Here is a 19508-nt window from a genome sequence, read left to right as displayed (position 1 = left end):
ACATCATCAGATCACGCGTGAAAACTGCTGCTTGCGCGCCTGTTTCCGTAAATAGATATCGAAACACATACAAATATTACGAATCAGTAAGCGCCCGCGCGGTGTTACCCGAATGCCTTTATCATCCCGCTCCACCAGCCCATCGTGTTCGAAAGGCGCTAGTAGCTCAAAATCTTCAGCAAAATAATCTGCAAAACGAATACCATACTGCTGCTCAATCGGCTGATAACTGATTTGGAAATTACAAATCAGCGTTTTAATCACATCACGGCGCAAGCAATCATCTTCAGTCATCGCCAAACCACGCCACAGCGCATTGCCACGCTGCTCCACGCAGGAATAGTAAGTCTTCAAATCTTTTTCATTCTGCGCATAGCTGTCACCCAACATGCTGATAGCAGAAACCCCCAAACCGAGTAAATCACTGTCGCCTTGGGTGGTATAACCTTGGAAATTACGGTGTAATTCACCTTCACGCTGCGCAATGGCTAATTCATCATCTGGCCGGGCAAAATGATCCATACCAATAAATTGATAGCCAGACTCAGTTAAGAAACTGATGGTGTGCTGCAAAATATCTAGCCGCTGTTCGGCGCTCGGCAGATCGGCATCTTTAATTTTACGTTGAGCAGCAAACAGACTCGGTAAATGTGCGTAATTGAACACACTCAGGCGATCAGGATTCAGCTCTGCCACCCGTTTGAGGGTAAAAGCAAAACTCTCTGGTGTCTGTTTTGGCAAACCATAAATCAAATCGATATTGGTTGAGTTAAAACCAAGGGCTTTAGCGCGGGCAATCAGGGCAAAGATAAAATCCTCATCCTGCTCACGATTAACCAGCCGTTGAACCTCTTTATTAAAATCTTGCACCCCCATGCTTAGGCGGTTAAACCCCTCAGCACGCAGGTGATCAAGGACATCCAGTTCAATTTCACGTGGGTCTACTTCTATTGATTGCTCAGCACCGGGCAGGAAATCAAAGTTTTCACGTAGCAGATTCATCAGGTGGGTAATTTGTATTTTATTCAGGTAAGTGGGCGTACCACCGCCCCAGTGCATCTGGCTAACCTGACGCCCAACAAATAACGCCGCACGCTGGCGGATCTCTTTTTCCAAGACCGCCAGATACTCATCAGCTTTATGCTGTTGCCGTGTCACCAGCTTATTGCAGCCGCAGAAATAACACAGCTTATGGCAAAACGGGATATGCACATACAGCGACAAAGGCCGTTGTGGGTAACGCTTCACTGCCTGCTGAAAAGCAGATTCATTATAATCTTCACTGAATTCAAGCGCAGTGGGGTACGACGTATAGCGCGGCCCTGAATAATTATATTTTTGAATCAGGGATAAATCCCAAACTATAGCCTGCTCAGACATGTTCATTCCTTCCGATATTTGCGCCTACCGGGCCGGTTAGAGGGCAGATGTTTTCGTTGTCTGGCCGCAGTAGCACTGCGCAACCGCTTTCTTCGTTGCGACAGTAGCCATAGTTTACCCAATAACCACACTAGATAACATGTAAGCAGTAGGGCTATTATCAGGATCACCCAATTCATGGTTTAAAATGTATCTTTTGGGTTACCGCGTTTCAGCAATTGCAAAATGTCTTCCTGCTTTTCTTCTGGCGCTTCGTCATCTTCATCGTCGCCCAATTCAATACCCAATTGTTCCATTAGGGCATCAATACGATCCAACGTCAGATCAACATAAGCCTGATCTTCTTTGCTCAATACTTCATCATTATCCAGACGATCCAGCAATGCATCCAGACGCTCATCGTTTTCCAGCTTAGACAGCTCTTCTTCCGGCGTCAGACGTGGCTTAGCTTCAACTTTAGCCACCGGCTTAGTGGTTGGCTTAGCTTTAACCTTACTCTCAACCACCAGCGGCACGGGTACTTTACTGCCGATACGTGGATCTTTCTCTTGAGTCTCGGACTGGCCCTTCTTATTGCTGCCTTCTACATTGGTTCTCGCCCCTGAGCGATTGCCACTATGTTTCTTCTGACGTTTACGCTCGCGAGCTTCAATATCAAGCTCTACACGGGTCTTTCTAATACGCTTAGGCGTCGCGGTACCTTTCGGGGCCGCAATATTCGCGCGTGGTGCTTTATTTGGCTGCTTCATAACCTGTGCTCTTAAATGGGTAAATAAGTATGGGATCGGATTTAGTATAGGATTGGGCCGGAATCTAGCAGAAAGAAGAGAAAGAAAAAAGGCGGCAGATTAACCTGTCGCCCTTTTTCGCATCTTCTGCGGAAGGATATCCTTACAGCACACTCCCTGCACTGACATAACAACCGGATATCTCCCTCCTGCAATGCGCCATCCTTGCCATATCTGCGGCCCTCAAGGCAACTCAACCAGCGCGCCTGCCAGTATACCTGAACCCTGTTACTTGAAGGGTATAAAAGATAAACCCCCTTTTTTTTGCCTGATGCAGTTATAATCGCTGCATGTAAGCTATCTCTCACGGAGACGACAAATTTTGACTATTAGAAACTATAACTATCACATGACCCACTTCGTCATCAGTGCTCCGGATATCCGCCATCTGCCACGTGATGAAGGTATTGAGGTGGCATTTGCTGGCCGTTCAAATGCCGGTAAATCGAGTGCACTTAATACGTTAACTAACCAGAAAAGTCTGGCCAGAACCAGTAAAACACCCGGCCGTACTCAGCTAATTAACCTATTTGAAGTCGTTGACGGTATTCGTCTGGTTGACTTACCGGGCTATGGCTATGCTGAAGTCCCGGAAGAGATGAAACTCAAATGGCAACGCGCGCTGGGTGAGTATTTGCAAAAGCGTAACTGTCTGAAAGGATTAGTTGTGTTGATGGATATTCGCCATCCACTGAAAGATTTAGATCAGCAGATGATTACCTGGGCGGTTGCGGTTGGCACCCCGGTTCTATTATTGCTGACCAAAGCGGATAAGCTGGCTTCGGGCGCCCGTAAGGCTCAATTGAACATGGTGCGAGAAGCGATTATTCCATTTATGGGTGATATTCAGGTTGAAGCTTTCTCTTCTTTGAAGAAGATTGGCGTCGAAAAACTACGGGAAAAACTGGATACCTGGTTTAGCGAGATACCACCAGAAGTTATGATTGATGATTATGACGATGAAGGTGAGTGAATAAGCGCTAACAGCAGCCCGCAAGGGCTGTTATCCCCAAGGGTGATGTTTTATATCGCCCTGAGTTAATACCTGGCAATACCACTTCCCCCTAGAGTAAAAAAATCATCAACCCGTATTTTCACGGGTAATGCTGGGCTGTTTTCCTATCGGTTCGCGAAAAGTGCTCACAAATCCCAATAAAAAACGCCCCAGTCAATAAATGACTGGGGCGGCTAATATATAGCCAAATCCGATTACGTGAAGTAAAAGGTCTGAAAGATAGAACATCTTACCTCTGTACCCTACGTCTGTAACTCTACATCATTTTTTCGCGGGGCAAAAGAATTTTTTGTTGTATAGTTACACAAATTGGCACGATTCAGCGCACATCTTCCCCGCATAATGGCGGATAAATGTAGCTTAATTACATAAAATGCTTTATTTATCGCCACTTACCCACAAAGCTAGTGAGCCTGGTCCCAGTTATCACCAACACCGACATCCACCTTCAGTGGTACCGCCAGTTGCATACTCTGCTCCATCAGTTCACGAATCTTTTGTTCCGCGCTTTCCAATACACTTTCATGCACTTCAAACACCAATTCATCGTGTACCTGCATGATTACCCGCACCAATGGTTCTGGTTCCTGTTGTAACCAGGCATCCACTGCAATCATTGCCCGTTTGATAATATCAGCGGCGGTACCTTGCATTGGCGCATTGATAGCTTCACGTTCAGCAGCTTTACGGCGAGTTGCATTACGAGAATGAATGTCTGGCAAATAGAGGCGACGGCCATCCAGCGTGGTGACATAACCTTGATCGGCGGCTTGCTTACGTGTGCGCTCCATGTATTCCAACACACCGGGATAGCGCTCAAAATAGAGATCCATGTAGCGCTGCGCCTCTCCACGGGGAATGCTTAGCTGCCGCGCCAGACCAAAAGCGCTCATACCATAAATAAGACCAAAGTTAATCGCCTTGGCACTGCGGCGTTGTTCAGTTGTGACCTTTTCTAGTGGCATACCAAAGACTTCCGCAGCTGTCGCACGGTGGATATCTTTTCCCGCAGCAAATGCAGCTAATAGCCCTTTATCCTGCGACAAGTGCGCCATAATACGCAGCTCAATCTGTGAGTAGTCAGCCGCCATAATGCGATAGCCTTTAGGCGCAATAAAAGCCTGCCGTATACGACGCCCTTCTTCATTCCGCACTGGAATGTTTTGCAGGTTAGGATCACGTGAGGACAAACGCCCTGTCGCGGTCACCGCCTGGTGATAAGAGGTATGGACCCGGCCCGAAATTGGGTTAATCATCAACGGCAGCTTGTCGGTATAGGTACTTTTCAGCTTAGCCAGACCACGATATTCAAGGATCACCTTCGGCAACGGGTAATCTAATGCCAGCTCAGCCAACACTTCTTCATTAGTTGACGCGGCCCCGCCAGGGGTTTTCTTCAAGATGGGCAGTTTTTGTTTTTCGTACAAGATGGTCTGAAGCTGCTTAGGTGATGCCAGGTTGAACGGCTCTTCAGCCAATTCATGAGCCTGTTTTTCTAACTCATCAAGGCGGATAGTCAGCTCTTTTGAATGTGCGGCCAAGATATTCTGGTCAATCAAGACACCAGTACGCTCGATGCGAGACAGAATTGGCAATAGCGGCATCTCAATTTCCTGGAATACCCGCTTTAACCCTTCACTTTGTTGCAGTTTTGGCCACAGCACCAAATGCAACTGTAGCGTAACGTCGGCATCTTCTGCGGCATAAGGGCCTGCTTGTTCCAACGCAATTTGATTAAAGGTCAGTTGGTTTTTACCCTTACCGGCGATCTCTTCAAAGGTAATAGTTTTGTGGTTGAGATAACGTTCTGCCAGACTATCCATATCATGGCGACCAGCAACACTGTCTAAAACGTAAGATTCCAGCATAGTATCGAAAGCGATACCGCGCAGCTCAATGCCATAACGTGCCAGCATGCTTTGGTCAAACTTGAGATTCTGGCCAACTTTAAGGGCTTTATCGTCTTCCAGTAGTGGTTTTAGCGTGGCCAAAACCCAATCCCGGTCGAGCTGTACAGGAGAGTCCAAATAATCATGCGCCAAGGGTAAATAAGCGGCTTCGCCTGGTGCAACGGCAAAAGAGATACCAATTAAATTGCTGCTAAGCGTATCCAGGCCGTCAGTCTCAGTATCAAACGCGAAAACCTCTGCTTTTTTGAGGCGCTCAATCCACTCTACTAAGGATTTCTCATCCAAAATGGTCTGATAATTTTCTTGTGATAGTACTGCGGTGACCTCAACCGCATCAGCTGGCTCTACTGCCACAAAAGCTTTATTACTTGTTTGTGCCGTTGGCCGATCTTTTTTACCGTCCAGCCATTTGCCCGCTTCTACATCCACTAACCAGCGCTTAAATTCATAACGGCTGAATAACTGATGTAATTGATCATCATCTGGGGGGGAAACTTTTAGCTCATCACAAGTCACATCCAATTCAACATCTGTTTTAATGGTGGCTAATTTATAGGAGAGATAAGCAACATCTTTATTCTGCTCTAACTTGGCTGACATGGTTTTGGCACCACGGAATGTCAGTGTGGATATTTTATCCAAATTACTGAACAGCGCATCCAGCCCACCCAAACCTTGCAATAAAGCTTGTGCGGTCTTTTCGCCAACACCTGGAACCCCTGGAATATTGTCTGAGGAGTCCCCCATTAGTGCTAGAAAATCAATAATCAATTCAGGAGGTACACCATATTTTTCACAGACTTCCTGTGGCCCCAAAATAGCGTTATTCATTGTATTGATTAAAGTGATATTTGGCGTAACTAATTGCGCCATATCCTTATCACCGGTACTGATTAATACAGCATGACCTACTTTTTCAGCTTCCTGCGCTAAAGTACCAATAACATCGTCGGCCTCAACACCGGAGACAACCAATAAAGGTAGCCCCATTGCCTTAACCATTTGGTGCAACGGCTCAATTTGAGCTCGCAAATCATCTGGCATCGGTGGCCGGTGGGATTTATAGTCAGCGAAAAGCTCATCACGGAATGTTTTACCTTTAGCATCGAATACTACCGCTACATGGCTAGGACGATATTGCAGCAATAGACTGCGCAACATGTTCAACACGCCGTACATCGCACCCGTTGGTTCACCGCTGCCGTTGGTCAGTGGTGGGAACGCATGGTAAGCACGATAGAGGTAAGAGGAACCGTCAACGAGGATCAATGGGTTTTCTGCAATCTGGGCCATAGGGTTTCTTCATCTTTATTCAGCAAGGTCTAACGCTAAGAATGCCATAGCTGGCGACAAGAGACGAATTTTAGCGTCCATTGTTGTGCGAAAGAGAGCATTTTTACGTAGTGATCCTGAAGATCCAATCTGTGGATAACTTTGTGAGTAAAAGCATGTGCAGATTATATCTGCTCTACTTATTTTTTAGAGGTAATATTTAAAATTATAATAATCATATAGTTACATTCATTGTTTTTTTATTTTACTGTCATTTTTTCTTTATCTAAATTGTGGATATTACTTATTCAGTTACAGTCTTAAGGTAAATAAATTCCACGGGTGGATAATTTAGTGTTCTCTCTTTTTTATTACCCACCATCAAGTCGTTTTCTCTTTTTAGCATCGCTAATATCCGTATTTATCCATCACTGAAATAAATAAATCTATCGAAAACAACATGGAAAAAAATATAAAATCAGTATTTAGTCGTATTACTGTCACATTAGTAAATATGATGATTCCGTGGCAGAGATAGATACAGAATTGAAGTGCTGATGACAATGTAGGTATTGGATAAGTGAAAGAGGAGCTAACAAAAGCCAGCTCCTCCTTTTGTACAATTACTTTTGGGTCAGTAGGAACTTAACGACATCCGCATACTGTTTAACATAGGTATCCATTGAGCTGGTATCCATGCCATCATTCTTAATCATATATTTGCCATTAACAAACATGGCTGGCACACCACGTAATTGTAAATCTTCAGCCGCTTTTTGTTGTTGAGCAACCAGTGATTTAACGACAAAACTATTTAATGCTGCATCATAATCTTCGCCACTCACACCCGCTTTAATAAAGACATTACGAATATCATCAGGGGTTTGAACAGTTTGTGTTTTCTGTACACCTTCAAACATCAGTGGGGTGATTTTTTCCTCAACACCCAATGCCATGGCAACAGCCCATGCCTGAGTCAATTGCTTACCTAATGGCCCAAGGAACTCAACATGGTATCGAGTCATTTTTGTCCCTTCTGGCAGTGCTTTTTTTACTGCCTGAGGGATATGATAAACTTCTTCAAACTGAAAGCAGTGCGGGCAATAGAAAGAGAAAAACTCTAAAACCTGAGGCTCACCCGTTACTGGTTTATTTAACGTCTGGTACTGGGTTCCATCCGTAAACTGTGCGGCAGATGCACTGAATGCCATCACCATGCCAACGAGAGCTAACCATACATTTTTCATACTATAACAATCTCCATTATCTTAGCTTTAGTACATTGGCATCAGCTGCAAAGGGGGTACCTGCAACAGCTTAACCTGTTCTGTAAATGATGCAGTCTGCTGTAACCAAAAATCAGACTCCGCCATCCACGGAAAACTTTTCGGAAATGCAGGGTCCTGCCAACGTCTGGCGACCCATGCAAGGTAATAAACCATGCGCATTGCGCGTAAAGGTTCAATCAATGCAAGTTCACGCTGATCAAAATCAGCAAATTCACCATAAGCTTCCAGCAAGATATCCAACTGGATCAATTGCTCTCTGCGCTCGCCGTGTAATAACATCCACAAATCCTGAACCGCCGGACCATTTCTGGCATCATCCAAATCGACGAACATTGGCCCATCACGCCACAAAATATTACCAGGATGGCAATCACCATGTAGCCGCAACGGCTGCCAATCGGTGTGCCAATACTGCTTAATGGTGGCGATCAACAGATCGGTTGCCGCCAGAAACTTGTCTTTCTGTTTTGCCGGCACTAACACACTGCTGGCCAGTAACTGACGTGGCTCGGTCAGATATTCCTCAATACCCATCGTTGGCCGGGCAACAAAAAGTCCATCGCTACCCACCTGATGAATTCTGCCGAGAAAACGGCCCACCCACTCCAGTTGATCAAGATTGTCTATTTCATATTGCCGCCCACCGACACTTGGGAACACAGCAAAGAAAAAGCCGCCATGAGTATGCAAAGTTTCGCCGTTTAGCGCTAATGGGGCGATAACCGGAATCTCAGATTCTGCCAAATCAAGCGAGAACCGATGTTCCTCGATAATTTGTTCACTGCTCCAACGCTCGGGACGATAAAACTTCACCACATACCGTTTACGATCTTCATCCATAAACTGATAGACGCGGTTCTCATAACTATTAAGCGCGGTTAACCCTGAATCCACCCGTAATCCTACAGCCTCAAGGGCGTCCATAATCAGGTCTGGAGACAAAGTCTGAAAATTAAAAGCAGAATTGTTCATAACAACATTCAGTCTGTATAAGTAACAGCGGCGCGCTGAGAATAAGAAATAGTATCATTAAAGCCCCCTCCCTACGCAGACAGGAGTGTGACTAATCTTTAATGATGCCACGAGCTCTCAATAATGCTGTTTTAAAATCCTCTTCATAATCCTTTTTCAGTCCTGGAATCACTTCCGTTGATGCCGAGCCACGCATTTTCAGATGATAAATAAGAATATCGTCTGTCAAATCTGCGAAATTACCTTCAAAACCAGCTTCCTCTGACAATTTTTGTAAAAACTGCACCAGATTTAAATCAGGTTCTTGCTGCCAGGCCGGATGTAAAAGCTCAATCAGTTCATTAACACGATGACATTTCATAGCGAAGTTATCCTATTCAAAAATATGCTGACAAAGTAGCAGGGATATTCACACAGGGAAAGAGAGCCTATTGTCAATAAAAGTAAATCCTGACCTGTTCACCTATTTGAAGATACAATCCCATAGTCAGTTTAATACCGTGGAGTGATAGAAATGCGACCTAATATTACAGGCGTTATTCTTGCTGGAGGCCTTTCGTCCAGAATGGGCGGAAATGATAAAGGATTAATCTCCCTAAATGGAAAGCCACTGTATCGACATGTGATTGATAGGTTAAGACCTCAGGTTGAGAATTTACTGATTAATGCTAATCGTAACCAAGCCCTCTATCAACAAAGTGGCGTTCACGTCATTAACGATATCATTACTGGCTTTGTAGGCCCATTGGCTGGCATGCATGCTGGATTAAGCCATTCAACTACCGAATGGGTTGTCTTTGCTCCCTGTGACGTTCCTATGCTTCCACTTAATCTGGTTTCTCAACTCTGGCAGTCAAAAGGGCAGGCTCTTGCTGCTTATGTTAGTGATAACGAGCGTGAGCATCCAACATTAGCTTTAATGCATGTTAGTCTTAAACCAACGCTAGCAACGTATCTGGCAAAAGGGGAGCGTAAGTTAATGATATTTATGACGAGTATCAACGCGCAAAGAGTGGTATTCGATGAACAACCCAATCAATTCAGTAACCTAAATACTCCCGCAGATTGCGAGTTATGGGAACAAACTAAAAGAGAGCCATTATGAGCAGCAAGACGCCCCCGTTACTCGGTATAGCCGCGTACAGTGGTACAGGAAAAACAACCTTACTAAAACATCTGATCCCCTTACTTCAACAGCGCCAAATCCGCGTTGGCTTAATCAAACATACTCATCACAATATGGAAATTGATACGCCGGGCAAAGACAGTTATGAATTGCGTAAAGCTGGAGCCCATCAAACGTTAGTTGCCAGTGATTGCCGCTGGGCATTAATGACAGAAACACCAGAACAGCCTCCGATGGATCTTCACTATCTGGCTAGTCGATTAGATACATCAACTATCGATTTGATTTTGGTTGAGGGCTTTAAGCACGAGCCGATCAGCAAAATTGCTCTTTATAGAGCAGTTGTAGGTAAGCCTTTCGCTGGTTTGATTGATGAATACGTTATCGCTTTGGCAAGTGACGAGCCGATAGATACTGTAGTAAAGCAATTAGATATTAATCAACCAGATCAGATCGCAGAGTTTATTTATAGCTGGCTCAAGATGGATCAGTCAGAGCTATAAAAACAAAAAAAGCCACCTATCAAGGTAGCCTTTTGTTTTATTCATCGCTGTGACGGCCGGATTTGACTCACCTGCCCCTGCAATATTTGACTCGTCTGACTATGAGCCCTGCGACGCAACCACTCTAAGGTCACTATTTATACCTATTTCACTATTCTGCCCATAGCAAAAACCCCACGCTTTTGGCATGGGGTCTCGGCTTTATTTGATGCCTGGCAGTGTCCTACTCTCGCATGGGGAGACCCCACACTACCATCGGCGCTACGGCGTTTCACTTCTGAGTTCGGCATGGGATCAGGTGGGACCACCGCGCTATGGCCGCCAGGCAAATTCTGTCTAAACTAACCCGCTATGCAATCCTGCACACAGCCAGCCAGCCCAATCTCGGAACTTCGCTGAAAATTTCTATCTCTCAAATCTAAAACACCTTTGGTGTTGTAAGGTTAAGCCTCACGGATCATTAGTACTGGTTAGCTCAATGCATCGCTGCACTTACACACCCAGCCTATCAACGTCATAGTCTTTAACGTTCCTTCAGGGGGCTTAAAGCCCCAGGGAAGACTCATCTCGAGGCAAGTTTCCCGCTTAGATGCTTTCAGCGGTTATCTCTTCCGAATTTAGCTACCGGGCAATGCCATTGGCATGACAACCCGAACACCAGTGATTCGTCCACTCCGGTCCTCTCGTACTAGGAGCAGCCCCTCTCAATCTTCCAACGCCCACGGCAGATAGGGACCGAACTGTCTCACGACGTTCTAAACCCAGCTCGCGTACCACTTTAAATGGCGAACAGCCATACCCTTGGGACCTACTTCAGCCCCAGGATGTGATGAGCCGACATCGAGGTGCCAAACACCGCCGTCGATATGAACTCTTGGGCGGTATCAGCCTGTTATCCCCGGAGTACCTTTTATCCGTTGAGCGATGGCCCTTCCATTCAGAACCACCGGATCACTAAGACCTACTTTCGTACCTGCTCGAGCCGTCACTCTCGCAGTCAAGCTAGCTTATGCCTTTGCACTAACCTCACGATGTCCGACCGTGATTAGCTAACCTTCGTGCTCCTCCGTTACTCTTTGGGAGGAGACCGCCCCAGTCAAACTACCCACCAGACACTGTCCTCACCCCGGATCACGGGGCCGAGTTAGAACATCAAACATTAAAGGGTGGTATTTCAAGGTTGGCTCCATGCAGACTGGCGTCCACACTTCAATGCCTCCCACCTATCCTACACATCAAGGCTCAATGTTCAGTGTCAAGCTATAGTAAAGGTTCACGGGGTCTTTCCGTCTTGCCGCGGGTACACTGCATCTTCACAGCGAGTTCAATTTCACTGAGTCTCGGGTGGAGACAGCCTGGCCATCATTACGCCATTCGTGCAGGTCGGAACTTACCCGACAAGGAATTTCGCTACCTTAGGACCGTTATAGTTACGGCCGCCGTTTACTGGGGCTTCGATCAAGAGCTTCGCCTTGCGGCTGACCCCATCAATTAACCTTCCAGCACCGGGCAGGCGTCACACCGTATACGTCCACTTTCGTGTTTGCACAGTGCTGTGTTTTTATTAAACAGTTGCAGCCAGCTGGTATCTGCGACTGGCTTCGGCGCCGGGAGCAAGTCCCATTACCTAATGCCAGCGTGCCTTCTCCCGAAGTTACGGCACCATTTTGCCTAGTTCCTTCACCCGAGTTCTCTCAAGCGCCTGAGTATTCTCTACCTGACCACCTGTGTCGGTTTGGGGTACGATTTAATGTTACCTGATGCTTAGAGGCTTTTCCTGGAAGCTTGGCATCAACTACTTCACCACCGTAGTGGCTCGTCATCACACCTCAGCGTTGATAAGCAACCGGATTTACCAAGTCACTCCGCCTACATGCTTAAACCGGGACAACCGTCGCCCGGCTAGCCTAGCCTTCTCCGTCCCCCCTTCGCAGTAACACCAAGTACAGGAATATTAACCTGTTTCCCATCGACTACGCTTTTCAGCCTCGCCTTAGGGGTCGACTCACCCTGCCCCGATTAACGTTGGACAGGAACCCTTGGTCTTCCGGCGTGCGGGTTTTTCACCCGCATTATCGTTACTTATGTCAGCATTCGCACTTCTGATACCTCCAGCAACCCTCACAGGTCACCTTCAACGGCTTACAGAACGCTCCCCTACCCAACAACACCTAAGTGTCGCTGCCGCAGCTTCGGTGCATGGTTTAGCCCCGTTACATCTTCCGCGCAGGCCGACTCGACCAGTGAGCTATTACGCTTTCTTTAAATGATGGCTGCTTCTAAGCCAACATCCTGGCTGTCTATGCCTTCCCACATCGTTTCCCACTTAACCATGACTTTGGGACCTTAGCTGGCGGTCTGGGTTGTTTCCCTCTTCACGACGGACGTTAGCACCCGCCGTGTGTCTCCCGTGATAACATTCTTCGGTATTCGGAGTTTGCATCGGTTTGGTAAGTCGGGATGACCCCCTAGCCGAAACAGTGCTCTACCCCCGAAGATGAGTTCACGAGGCGCTACCTAAATAGCTTTCGGGGAGAACCAGCTATCTCCCGGTTTGATTGGCCTTTCACCCCCAGCCACAAGTCATCCGCTAATTTTTCAACATTAGTCGGTTCGGTCCTCCAGTTAGTGTTACCCAACCTTCAACCTGCCCATGGCTAGATCACCGGGTTTCGGGTCTATACCTTGCAACTAGACGCCCAGTTAAGACTCGGTTTCCCTACGGCTCCCCTATTCGGTTAACCTTGCTACAAAATATAAGTCGCTGACCCATTATACAAAAGGTACGCAGTCACCCAACAAAGTAGGCTCCCACTGCTTGTACGTACACGGTTTCAGGTTCTATTTCACTCCCCTCGCCGGGGTTCTTTTCGCCTTTCCCTCACGGTACTGGTTCACTATCGGTCAGTCAGGAGTATTTAGCCTTGGAGGATGGTCCCCCCATATTCAGACAGGATGTCACGTGTCCCGCCCTACTCATCGAGTTCACAGCAAGTGTGTTTTGGTGTACGGGACTATCACCCTGTACCGTGCGACTTTCCAGACGCTTCCACTAACACACAAACTGATTCAGACTCTGGGCTCTTCCCCGTTCGCTCGCCGCTACTGGGGGAATCTCGGTTGATTTCTTTTCCTCGGGGTACTTAGATGTTTCAGTTCCCCCGGTTCGCCTTGCATGGCTATGTATTCACCATGCAATAGTGCAACGAATTGCACTGGGTTTCCCCATTCGGGTATCGTCGGTTATAACGCTTCATATCAGCTTACCGACGCTTTTCGCAGATTAGCACGCCCTTCATCGCCTCTGACTGCCTAGGCATCCACCGTGTACGCTTAGTCGCTTAACCTCACAACCCAAAGGTGTTTTTCGTTATTGGTGTGGCTGTGAACACACTCTGCTATGTTGTGCAGTGCGCGCAATCCTCATGAACGTTAAGTTCACTCCGGTTGCTGTGCGCTGTACGCCTTGCTGAGTGTCTTCTCGCTCACACTGCAACAATGATTACCCATTGGCATTGCGATTATTTGAGAGACTCTATTACAGGTTACTCTTTATCTCAGTACATCTACGGAGAGATAAATTTCGGCTGTAATGTTTCAATTTTCAGCTTGTTCCAGATTGTTAAAGAGCAATATCTTAAACACGACTCGTTAAAGTCATCTTTAAGATATTCAGTTGATAATGTCTTTCACACATTATCGGAGTGGCGTCCCCAAGGGGATTCGAACCCCTGTTACAGCCGTGAAAGGGCAGTGTCCTAGGCCTCTAGACGATGGGGACACAAAAATTTCTACTGAATCACTGATTCAGTATTTTTGTGTAAAGGTGAAAATGTGGTGACACATTCGAACGACTGATGCAGTAAAAACTCGATACCGAGGTCTTATTACACAATCATCACCCTCATCAACAGGTGCTCTTGCTCATTTACATTCATCAGACAATCTGTGTGGACACTACGCAATGCGTATCGTTAGGTAAGGAGGTGATCCAACCGCAGGTTCCCCTACGGTTACCTTGTTACGACTTCACCCCAGTCATGAATCACAAAGTGGTAAGCGCCCTCCCGAAGGTTAAGCTACCTACTTCTTTTGCAACCCACTCCCATGGTGTGACGGGCGGTGTGTACAAGGCCCGGGAACGTATTCACCGTAGCATTCTGATCTACGATTACTAGCGATTCCGACTTCATGGAGTCGAGTTGCAGACTCCAATCCGGACTACGACAGACTTTATGTGGTCCGCTTGCTCTCGCGAGTTCGCTTCACTTTGTATCTGCCATTGTAGCACGTGTGTAGCCCTACTCGTAAGGGCCATGATGACTTGACGTCATCCCCACCTTCCTCCGGTTTATCACCGGCAGTCTCCCTTGAGTTCCCACCATTACGTGCTGGCAACAAAGGATAAGGGTTGCGCTCGTTGCGGGACTTAACCCAACATTTCACAACACGAGCTGACGACAGCCATGCAGCACCTGTCTCACAGTTCCCGAAGGCACCGAAGCATCTCTGCTAAGTTCTGTGGATGTCAAGAGTAGGTAAGGTTCTTCGCGTTGCATCGAATTAAACCACATGCTCCACCGCTTGTGCGGGCCCCCGTCAATTCATTTGAGTTTTAACCTTGCGGCCGTACTCCCCAGGCGGTCGACTTAACGCGTTAGCTCCGGAAGCCACGCCTCAAGGGCACAACCTCCAAGTCGACATCGTTTACAGCGTGGACTACCAGGGTATCTAATCCTGTTTGCTCCCCACGCTTTCGCACCTGAGCGTCAGTCTTTGTCCAGGGGGCCGCCTTCGCCACCGGTATTCCTCCAGATCTCTACGCATTTCACCGCTACACCTGGAATTCTACCCCCTCTACAAGACTCTAGCTTGCCAGTTTCAAATGCAGTTCCCACGTTAAGCGCGGGGATTTCACATCTGACTTAACAAACCGCCTGCGTGCGCTTTACGCCCAGTAATTCCGATTAACGCTTGCACCCTCCGTATTACCGCGGCTGCTGGCACGGAGTTAGCCGGTGCTTCTTCTGCGAGTAACGTCAATCAACCGTGCTATTAACACGACTGCCTTCCTCCTCGCTGAAAGTGCTTTACAACCCGAAGGCCTTCTTCACACACGCGGCATGGCTGCATCAGGCTTGCGCCCATTGTGCAATATTCCCCACTGCTGCCTCCCGTAGGAGTCTGGACCGTGTCTCAGTTCCAGTGTGGCTGGTCATCCTCTCAGACCAGCTAGGGATCGTCGCCTAGGTGAGCCATTACCCCACCTACTAGCTAATCCCATCTGGGCACATCCGATGGCGTGAGGCCCTAAGGTCCCCCACTTTGCTCTTGCGAGGTCATGCGGTATTAGCTACCGTTTCCAGTAGTTATCCCCCTCCATCAGGCAGTTTCCCAGACATTACTCACCCGTCCGCCGCTCGCCGGCAAAGTAGTAAACTACTTCCCGCTGCCGCTCGACTTGCATGTGTTAGGCCTGCCGCCAGCGTTCAATCTGAGCCATGATCAAACTCTTCAATTTAAGATTTGTTTGATTTGCTGCTAATAAAAGCAGCGATGCTCAAAGATTACTTTCTGCAAATATGCATTCGAACCGAAGTTCAAATGTGTACTGCTTTGGTCACTCTTCAAGACTTTGATATTTCTTCTGCCTGCCGAAACAGGCTTCGATATCGTCTTGCGAGTGCCCACACAGATTGTCTGATAAATTGTTAAAGAGCGTTCGTTACCCGTTTGCCTTTCGGCGAATCTTACGGTAACGCGGGAGGCAGATAATACGCTTTCCCGCTGAAGAGTCAAGAGTTTCTTTGGTTTCTTTCGAAGTCAAAATCATTCTTTTCGCTTCCTGACCCGGCGAAGTCTGTTTCGTTGTTCCCGGTCAGTGGAGGCGCATTATAGGGAGTTCCTGACAGCCTGCAACCCCTAATTTGAAAAAACTTTTCAACCGCGTTTTATTTCAGCAAAAATAGGCTAAAAGACCAATGTTTAAACAATTATTAAGCTAAACATTCACTACCAGTGTTAAACAGTAGAGTAAAATAGATATATAAGAAGACAGATAGGACAAATCACCATGCAACTAAATACCCAACAACAGGCCGCCCAGCGAAATCTCTCTTACCTGTTGGCTGAGAAGATTGGCCAGCGAATTCTCGCCGGAGAATATGCAGCCGGCAGCATACTGCCTGGTGAGATAGAGTTGGGGGAGCAATTTGGTGTTAGTCGTACTGCCGTTCGTGAAGCAGTAAAGATGCTGGCAGCAAAAGGGATGTTATTACCCCGCCCACGCATTGGTACCCGAGTGATGCCACAAACAAATTGGAACTACCTTGATCAGGAGTTACTCACTTGGTGGCTGAACAGAGAGAATTTCGATCAAGTGATGCAACACTTCCTTATATTAAGAACCTCACTTGAGCCTCAAGCCTGTTCATTGGCAGCCATTAATGCCAATGAGCAACAGCGAGCATTGTTAGCATCACTGATTGCAGAGATGCGTGCGTTAGATACTCACTTTAATCGTGAAAAATGGATTCAAGTGGATGCTCAATTTCATCAGTTAATATATGAAGCCAGTGGTAATCCGTTTTTGACCTCTTTCGCCAATTTGTTCAGTTCGGTTTATCACAGCTATTTTCGCGCCATTACCGGCGATGAAGTGATTAAGCTGCAATACCATCAGGATATTGTTGATACAATTTTGGCAGGTGACAGTCAGGGAGCCTTGCTGGCATGTCAGGTATTATTAACAGATAAAAATTAACGGCTAGCTGTTCTATCTATATATATAAAGAAGGTGCTCACACTCACCCCTATAATCAGGACGAACAATGATAAAATCTGCACGCAGTATGGCGGGCCTTCCTTGGCTAGCTGCCATGGCCTTCTTTATGCAGGCTTTGGATGCCACCATACTGAATACGGCACTCCCATCAATTGCTGAAAGCCTTAACCGCTCACCACTGACCATGCAGTCAGCAATTATCAGCTATACCCTGACGGTCGCGATGTTGATTCCAGTGAGTGGCTGGCTAGCGGACCGTTTTGGTACCCGACGGGTATTCATTCTGGCTGTATCTCTATTTACGCTAGGGTCATTACTGTGTGCACTTTCAGATTCATTGGCTTTTCTGGTGGCCTCCCGAGTTATTCAAGGGGTGGGTGGCGCAATGATGATGCCTGTGGCCCGGCTTGCGCTGATCAGGGCTTACCCACGCAGTGAATTATTGCCGGTTCTGAATTTTGTCACTATCCCAGGGTTAGTCGGCCCGGTGATGGGGCCACTATTAGGTGGATTACTGGTGACCTATACCACTTGGCATTGGATCTTTATCCTTAATATTCCTATCGGCTTACTGGGCATCTTTTATGCCCGTAAATATATGCCGGACTTCACCATGCCTAAACGTGCCTTTGATATTATCGGTTTCCTGCTATTTGGTAGCAGTTTGGTCCTGATATCCGTAAGTCTGGAGATAATGGGCCGACCGGATATCGCCAGCTATCTGCCAGTCACGGTGTTACTGAGTGGTTTATTGATGTTGCTCTTCTATATATTCCACGCCAAAGGTCATCCAAATCCATTGATTGGTTTACCGCTATTTAAAAACCGAACATTCTCGGTTGGGATTGCCGGTAACGTGGCCTCGCGTTTAGGGACTGGCTGCGTTCCTTTCCTAATGCCACTGATGTTGCAGGTCGGATTTGGCTATTCCGCTATTATTGCCGGTTGTATGATGGCCCCAACCGCCATTGGTTCGATGATGGCAAAATCTGCCGTTACTCAAGTATTACGTTCACTGGGTTATAGGACTGTATTGGTAGGTATTACGGTTATTATCGGAGTGCTGATTGCGCTATTTGCGCTGCAATCACCGGGCATGTCGCCGTGGATGATGATATTGCCGCTGTTTGTCTTGGGGATGGCAATGTCGACACAGTTCACTGCGATGAATACCATCACACTGGCTGACTTAACCGATAACAATGCCAGCTCAGGTAACAGTGTTTTGGCGGTAACCCAACAACTGGCCATTAGCTTTGGCGTTGCCATTAGTGCGGTGGTATTGCGGTTTTATGATGGGTTATCGTTTGGTGGCAATGTCGATCACTTCCACTACACCTTTATTACAATGGGAATAGTGACATTACTTTCATCCATGGTGTTCTTATTACTGAAACCAAATGATGGCGACAATCTAATTCAAGGCCGTAATAGCAAAAAAGCCACACAACCTGCGGAGAGTGAAGTTTAACAACTGACCACCGATCCCCGCTCGATTAGCTCGGGAGTGAGAATCAGAACTTGTGGTTCCGCTTCCGGGTTATTCAATCGATGAATCAGTGTATCAATAGCCAGTTCACCAAGGGAGTCTTTTGGTTGATGGATAGTGGTCAATGGCGGTGTCATATATTGTGCGATTTCAATATCATCGTAACCAATAACCGCCATATCTTGTGGTATCGATAACCCCGCCTGATGCAATGCCTGATAAACCCCAACAGCCATCGCATCATTACTGGTAAATACCGCTTCTGGCGGTTCCGGTAGCGCAAGCAACTGTTTCATGGCGACTAAACCGCCACAAAATTCAAAATCACCGGCAACTTCATAACCGGATGGAATAGGTAAACCTGCGCGATCCATAGCCTGACGGTACCCTTCCAAACGTTCTTTGGCAGGGGTTTTATCTTGTGGGCCAGCAATACAGGCAATTCGGGTATAGCCTCTGGCAATCAAATATGAGGTTGCCATTTCGCCACCCAATAATGAATTATCCTGAATCACGTCATTGACGCCCTCAAAGGGTGCCCAATCCATCATGATTATCGGTAATGACGGGTAGCAACGCAGAATATCTTGAGAAGGGCGGTGATTTTCAGTGCACATCAGTAGCAGACCATCGACGCGCTTTTGCATCAGAGTTTCAATGCTACGGCTCATGCGATCGATATCGCCTTCGGTATTGCATAGAATCAAACTGTAACCACGCTCATAGCAACTGCGCTCCACGCCACGGACTACTTCAGCATAAAATGGGTTGCTACTGGCGGTAACCAACATACCAATGGTACGGGTTTGATTGAGTTTCAAACTACGAGCCAGTGCTGAAGGGGCATAGTTGAGCTGTTTGATAGCAGCCAGCACTTTGTCGCGAATAGGATCACTGACAAAGCGGTTTTTATTAATAACATGTGAGACTGTTGACGTAGATACACCCGCCAGGCGGGCGACGTCTTTCATGGTGGCCAA

At 47.0% G+C, this 19508-nt stretch carries 13 protein-coding genes, 1 tRNA gene, 3 rRNA genes and 1 pseudogene; 6 read left to right on the top strand and 12 right to left on the bottom strand.

The window, feature by feature from the left end; genetic code table 11:
* Nucleotides 1–6 precede the first annotated feature (6 nt).
* The 3 genes from hemN to A6J66_017095 are packed head-to-tail and all read right to left on the bottom strand — an operon-like array spanning nucleotide 7 to nucleotide 2129.
* Nucleotides 7–1380 (bottom strand): oxygen-independent coproporphyrinogen III oxidase, encoded by a 1374-nt coding sequence (gene hemN, locus A6J66_017105; protein PNM25743.1) that lies wholly within the window; start codon nucleotides 1378–1380, stop codon nucleotides 7–9.
* A 2-nt stretch (nucleotides 1381–1382) separates the two neighbouring features.
* Entirely contained in the window at nucleotides 1383–1550 is a 168-nt protein-coding gene (locus A6J66_017100) for a high mobility group protein Z (protein PNM27054.1), read from the bottom strand.
* 12 nt (nucleotides 1551–1562) lie between these two features.
* Nucleotides 1563–2129, bottom strand: coding sequence for a Der GTPase-activating protein YihI (locus tag A6J66_017095; GenBank protein PNM25742.1), 567 nt, complete (start codon nucleotides 2127–2129; stop codon nucleotides 1563–1565).
* Between the two features lie 361 nt (nucleotides 2130–2490).
* Here A6J66_017095 and A6J66_017090 point away from each other — a divergent pair, with 361 nt between their 5' ends.
* Entirely contained in the window at nucleotides 2491–3141 is a 651-nt protein-coding gene (locus tag A6J66_017090; GenBank protein PNM25741.1) for a YihA family ribosome biogenesis GTP-binding protein, read from the top strand.
* A 446-nt stretch (nucleotides 3142–3587) separates the two neighbouring features.
* Here A6J66_017090 and A6J66_017085 read toward each other — a convergent pair whose 3' ends face one another.
* The 4 genes from A6J66_017085 to A6J66_017070 all read right to left on the bottom strand — a co-directional run bounded on the left by A6J66_017085 (nucleotide 3588) and on the right by A6J66_017070 (nucleotide 8987).
* A complete protein-coding gene (locus A6J66_017085) occupies nucleotides 3588–6386 on the bottom strand; it encodes a DNA polymerase I (protein ID PNM25740.1) in 2799 nt (932 codons plus the stop codon).
* 602 nt (nucleotides 6387–6988) lie between these two features.
* On the bottom strand, nucleotides 6989–7612 hold the full coding sequence (locus tag A6J66_017080) for a thiol:disulfide interchange protein DsbA (protein PNM25739.1): 624 nt from the start codon (nucleotides 7610–7612) through the stop codon (nucleotides 6989–6991).
* A gap of 27 nt (nucleotides 7613–7639) precedes the next feature.
* Nucleotides 7640–8626 (bottom strand): serine/threonine protein kinase, encoded by a 987-nt coding sequence (locus tag A6J66_017075; protein ID PNM25738.1) that lies wholly within the window; start codon nucleotides 8624–8626, stop codon nucleotides 7640–7642.
* 91 nt (nucleotides 8627–8717) lie between these two features.
* Nucleotides 8718–8987 carry a DUF1040 domain-containing protein gene (locus A6J66_017070; protein ID PNM25737.1) on the bottom strand — a complete coding sequence of 90 codons (270 nt, stop codon included), beginning with the start codon at nucleotides 8985–8987 and terminating at the stop codon, nucleotides 8718–8720.
* Nucleotides 8988–9131: 144 nt separating this feature from the next.
* Here A6J66_017070 and A6J66_017065 point away from each other — a divergent pair, with 144 nt between their 5' ends.
* Both A6J66_017065 and A6J66_017060 read left to right on the top strand, forming a co-directional pair.
* Nucleotides 9132–9731, top strand: a complete 600-nt coding sequence (locus A6J66_017065; protein PNM25736.1) for a molybdenum cofactor guanylyltransferase MobA — start codon at nucleotides 9132–9134, stop codon at nucleotides 9729–9731.
* Nucleotides 9728–10255: a molybdopterin-guanine dinucleotide biosynthesis protein B gene (locus A6J66_017060; GenBank protein ID PNM25735.1), complete on the top strand. Its 528-nt coding sequence runs from the start codon at nucleotides 9728–9730 to the stop codon at nucleotides 10253–10255. Before A6J66_017065 ends, A6J66_017060 begins: the two co-directional genes overlap by 4 nt.
* Nucleotides 10256–10465: 210 nt before the next feature.
* Here A6J66_017060 and rrf read toward each other — a convergent pair.
* The 4 genes from rrf to A6J66_017040 form a co-directional block, all read right to left on the bottom strand.
* Nucleotides 10466–10581: ribosomal RNA gene (gene rrf, locus A6J66_017055) — 5S ribosomal RNA — on the bottom strand.
* 92 nt (nucleotides 10582–10673) lie between these two features.
* Nucleotides 10674–13611 (bottom strand): 23S ribosomal RNA (locus A6J66_017050).
* Between the two features lie 349 nt (nucleotides 13612–13960).
* Nucleotides 13961–14036, bottom strand: a tRNA-Glu gene (locus A6J66_017045).
* Nucleotides 14037–14231: 195 nt separating this feature from the next.
* A 16S ribosomal RNA gene (locus A6J66_017040) occupies nucleotides 14232–15776 on the bottom strand.
* The 16S, 23S and 5S rRNA genes sit together here with 1 tRNA gene alongside, the layout of an rRNA operon.
* Before the next feature lie 5 nt (nucleotides 15777–15781).
* Between A6J66_017040 and A6J66_017035 the strand changes: the two are divergent.
* The 3 genes and pseudogenes from A6J66_017035 to A6J66_017025 all read left to right on the top strand — a co-directional run bounded on the left by A6J66_017035 (nucleotide 15782) and on the right by A6J66_017025 (nucleotide 18510).
* Nucleotides 15782–15959: pseudogene (locus A6J66_017035) on the top strand (hypothetical protein).
* Between the two features lie 369 nt (nucleotides 15960–16328).
* Entirely contained in the window at nucleotides 16329–17018 is a 690-nt protein-coding gene (locus A6J66_017030; protein PNM25734.1) for a FadR family transcriptional regulator, read from the top strand.
* Between the two features lie 67 nt (nucleotides 17019–17085).
* The gene (locus A6J66_017025) at nucleotides 17086–18510 is read left to right on the top strand and encodes a multidrug transporter subunit MdtD (protein ID PNM25733.1); all 1425 of its coding nucleotides are present in this window, start codon (nucleotides 17086–17088) and stop codon (nucleotides 18508–18510) included.
* Here the strand turns inward: A6J66_017025 and A6J66_017020 are convergent.
* On the bottom strand, nucleotides 18507–19508 hold the full coding sequence (locus A6J66_017020) for a transcriptional regulator RbsR (protein ID PNM25732.1): 1002 nt from the start codon (nucleotides 19506–19508) through the stop codon (nucleotides 18507–18509). The two genes, A6J66_017025 and A6J66_017020, sit on opposite strands and share 4 nt — an antisense overlap.

The sequence above is a fragment of the Yersinia enterocolitica genome (assembly GCA_002082245.2).
Classification (GTDB): Bacteria; Pseudomonadota; Gammaproteobacteria; order Enterobacterales; family Enterobacteriaceae; genus Yersinia; species Yersinia enterocolitica_E.
Note: the sequence above shows the minus strand (reverse complement) of the source record. Positions and strands in the feature narration are given on the sequence as shown.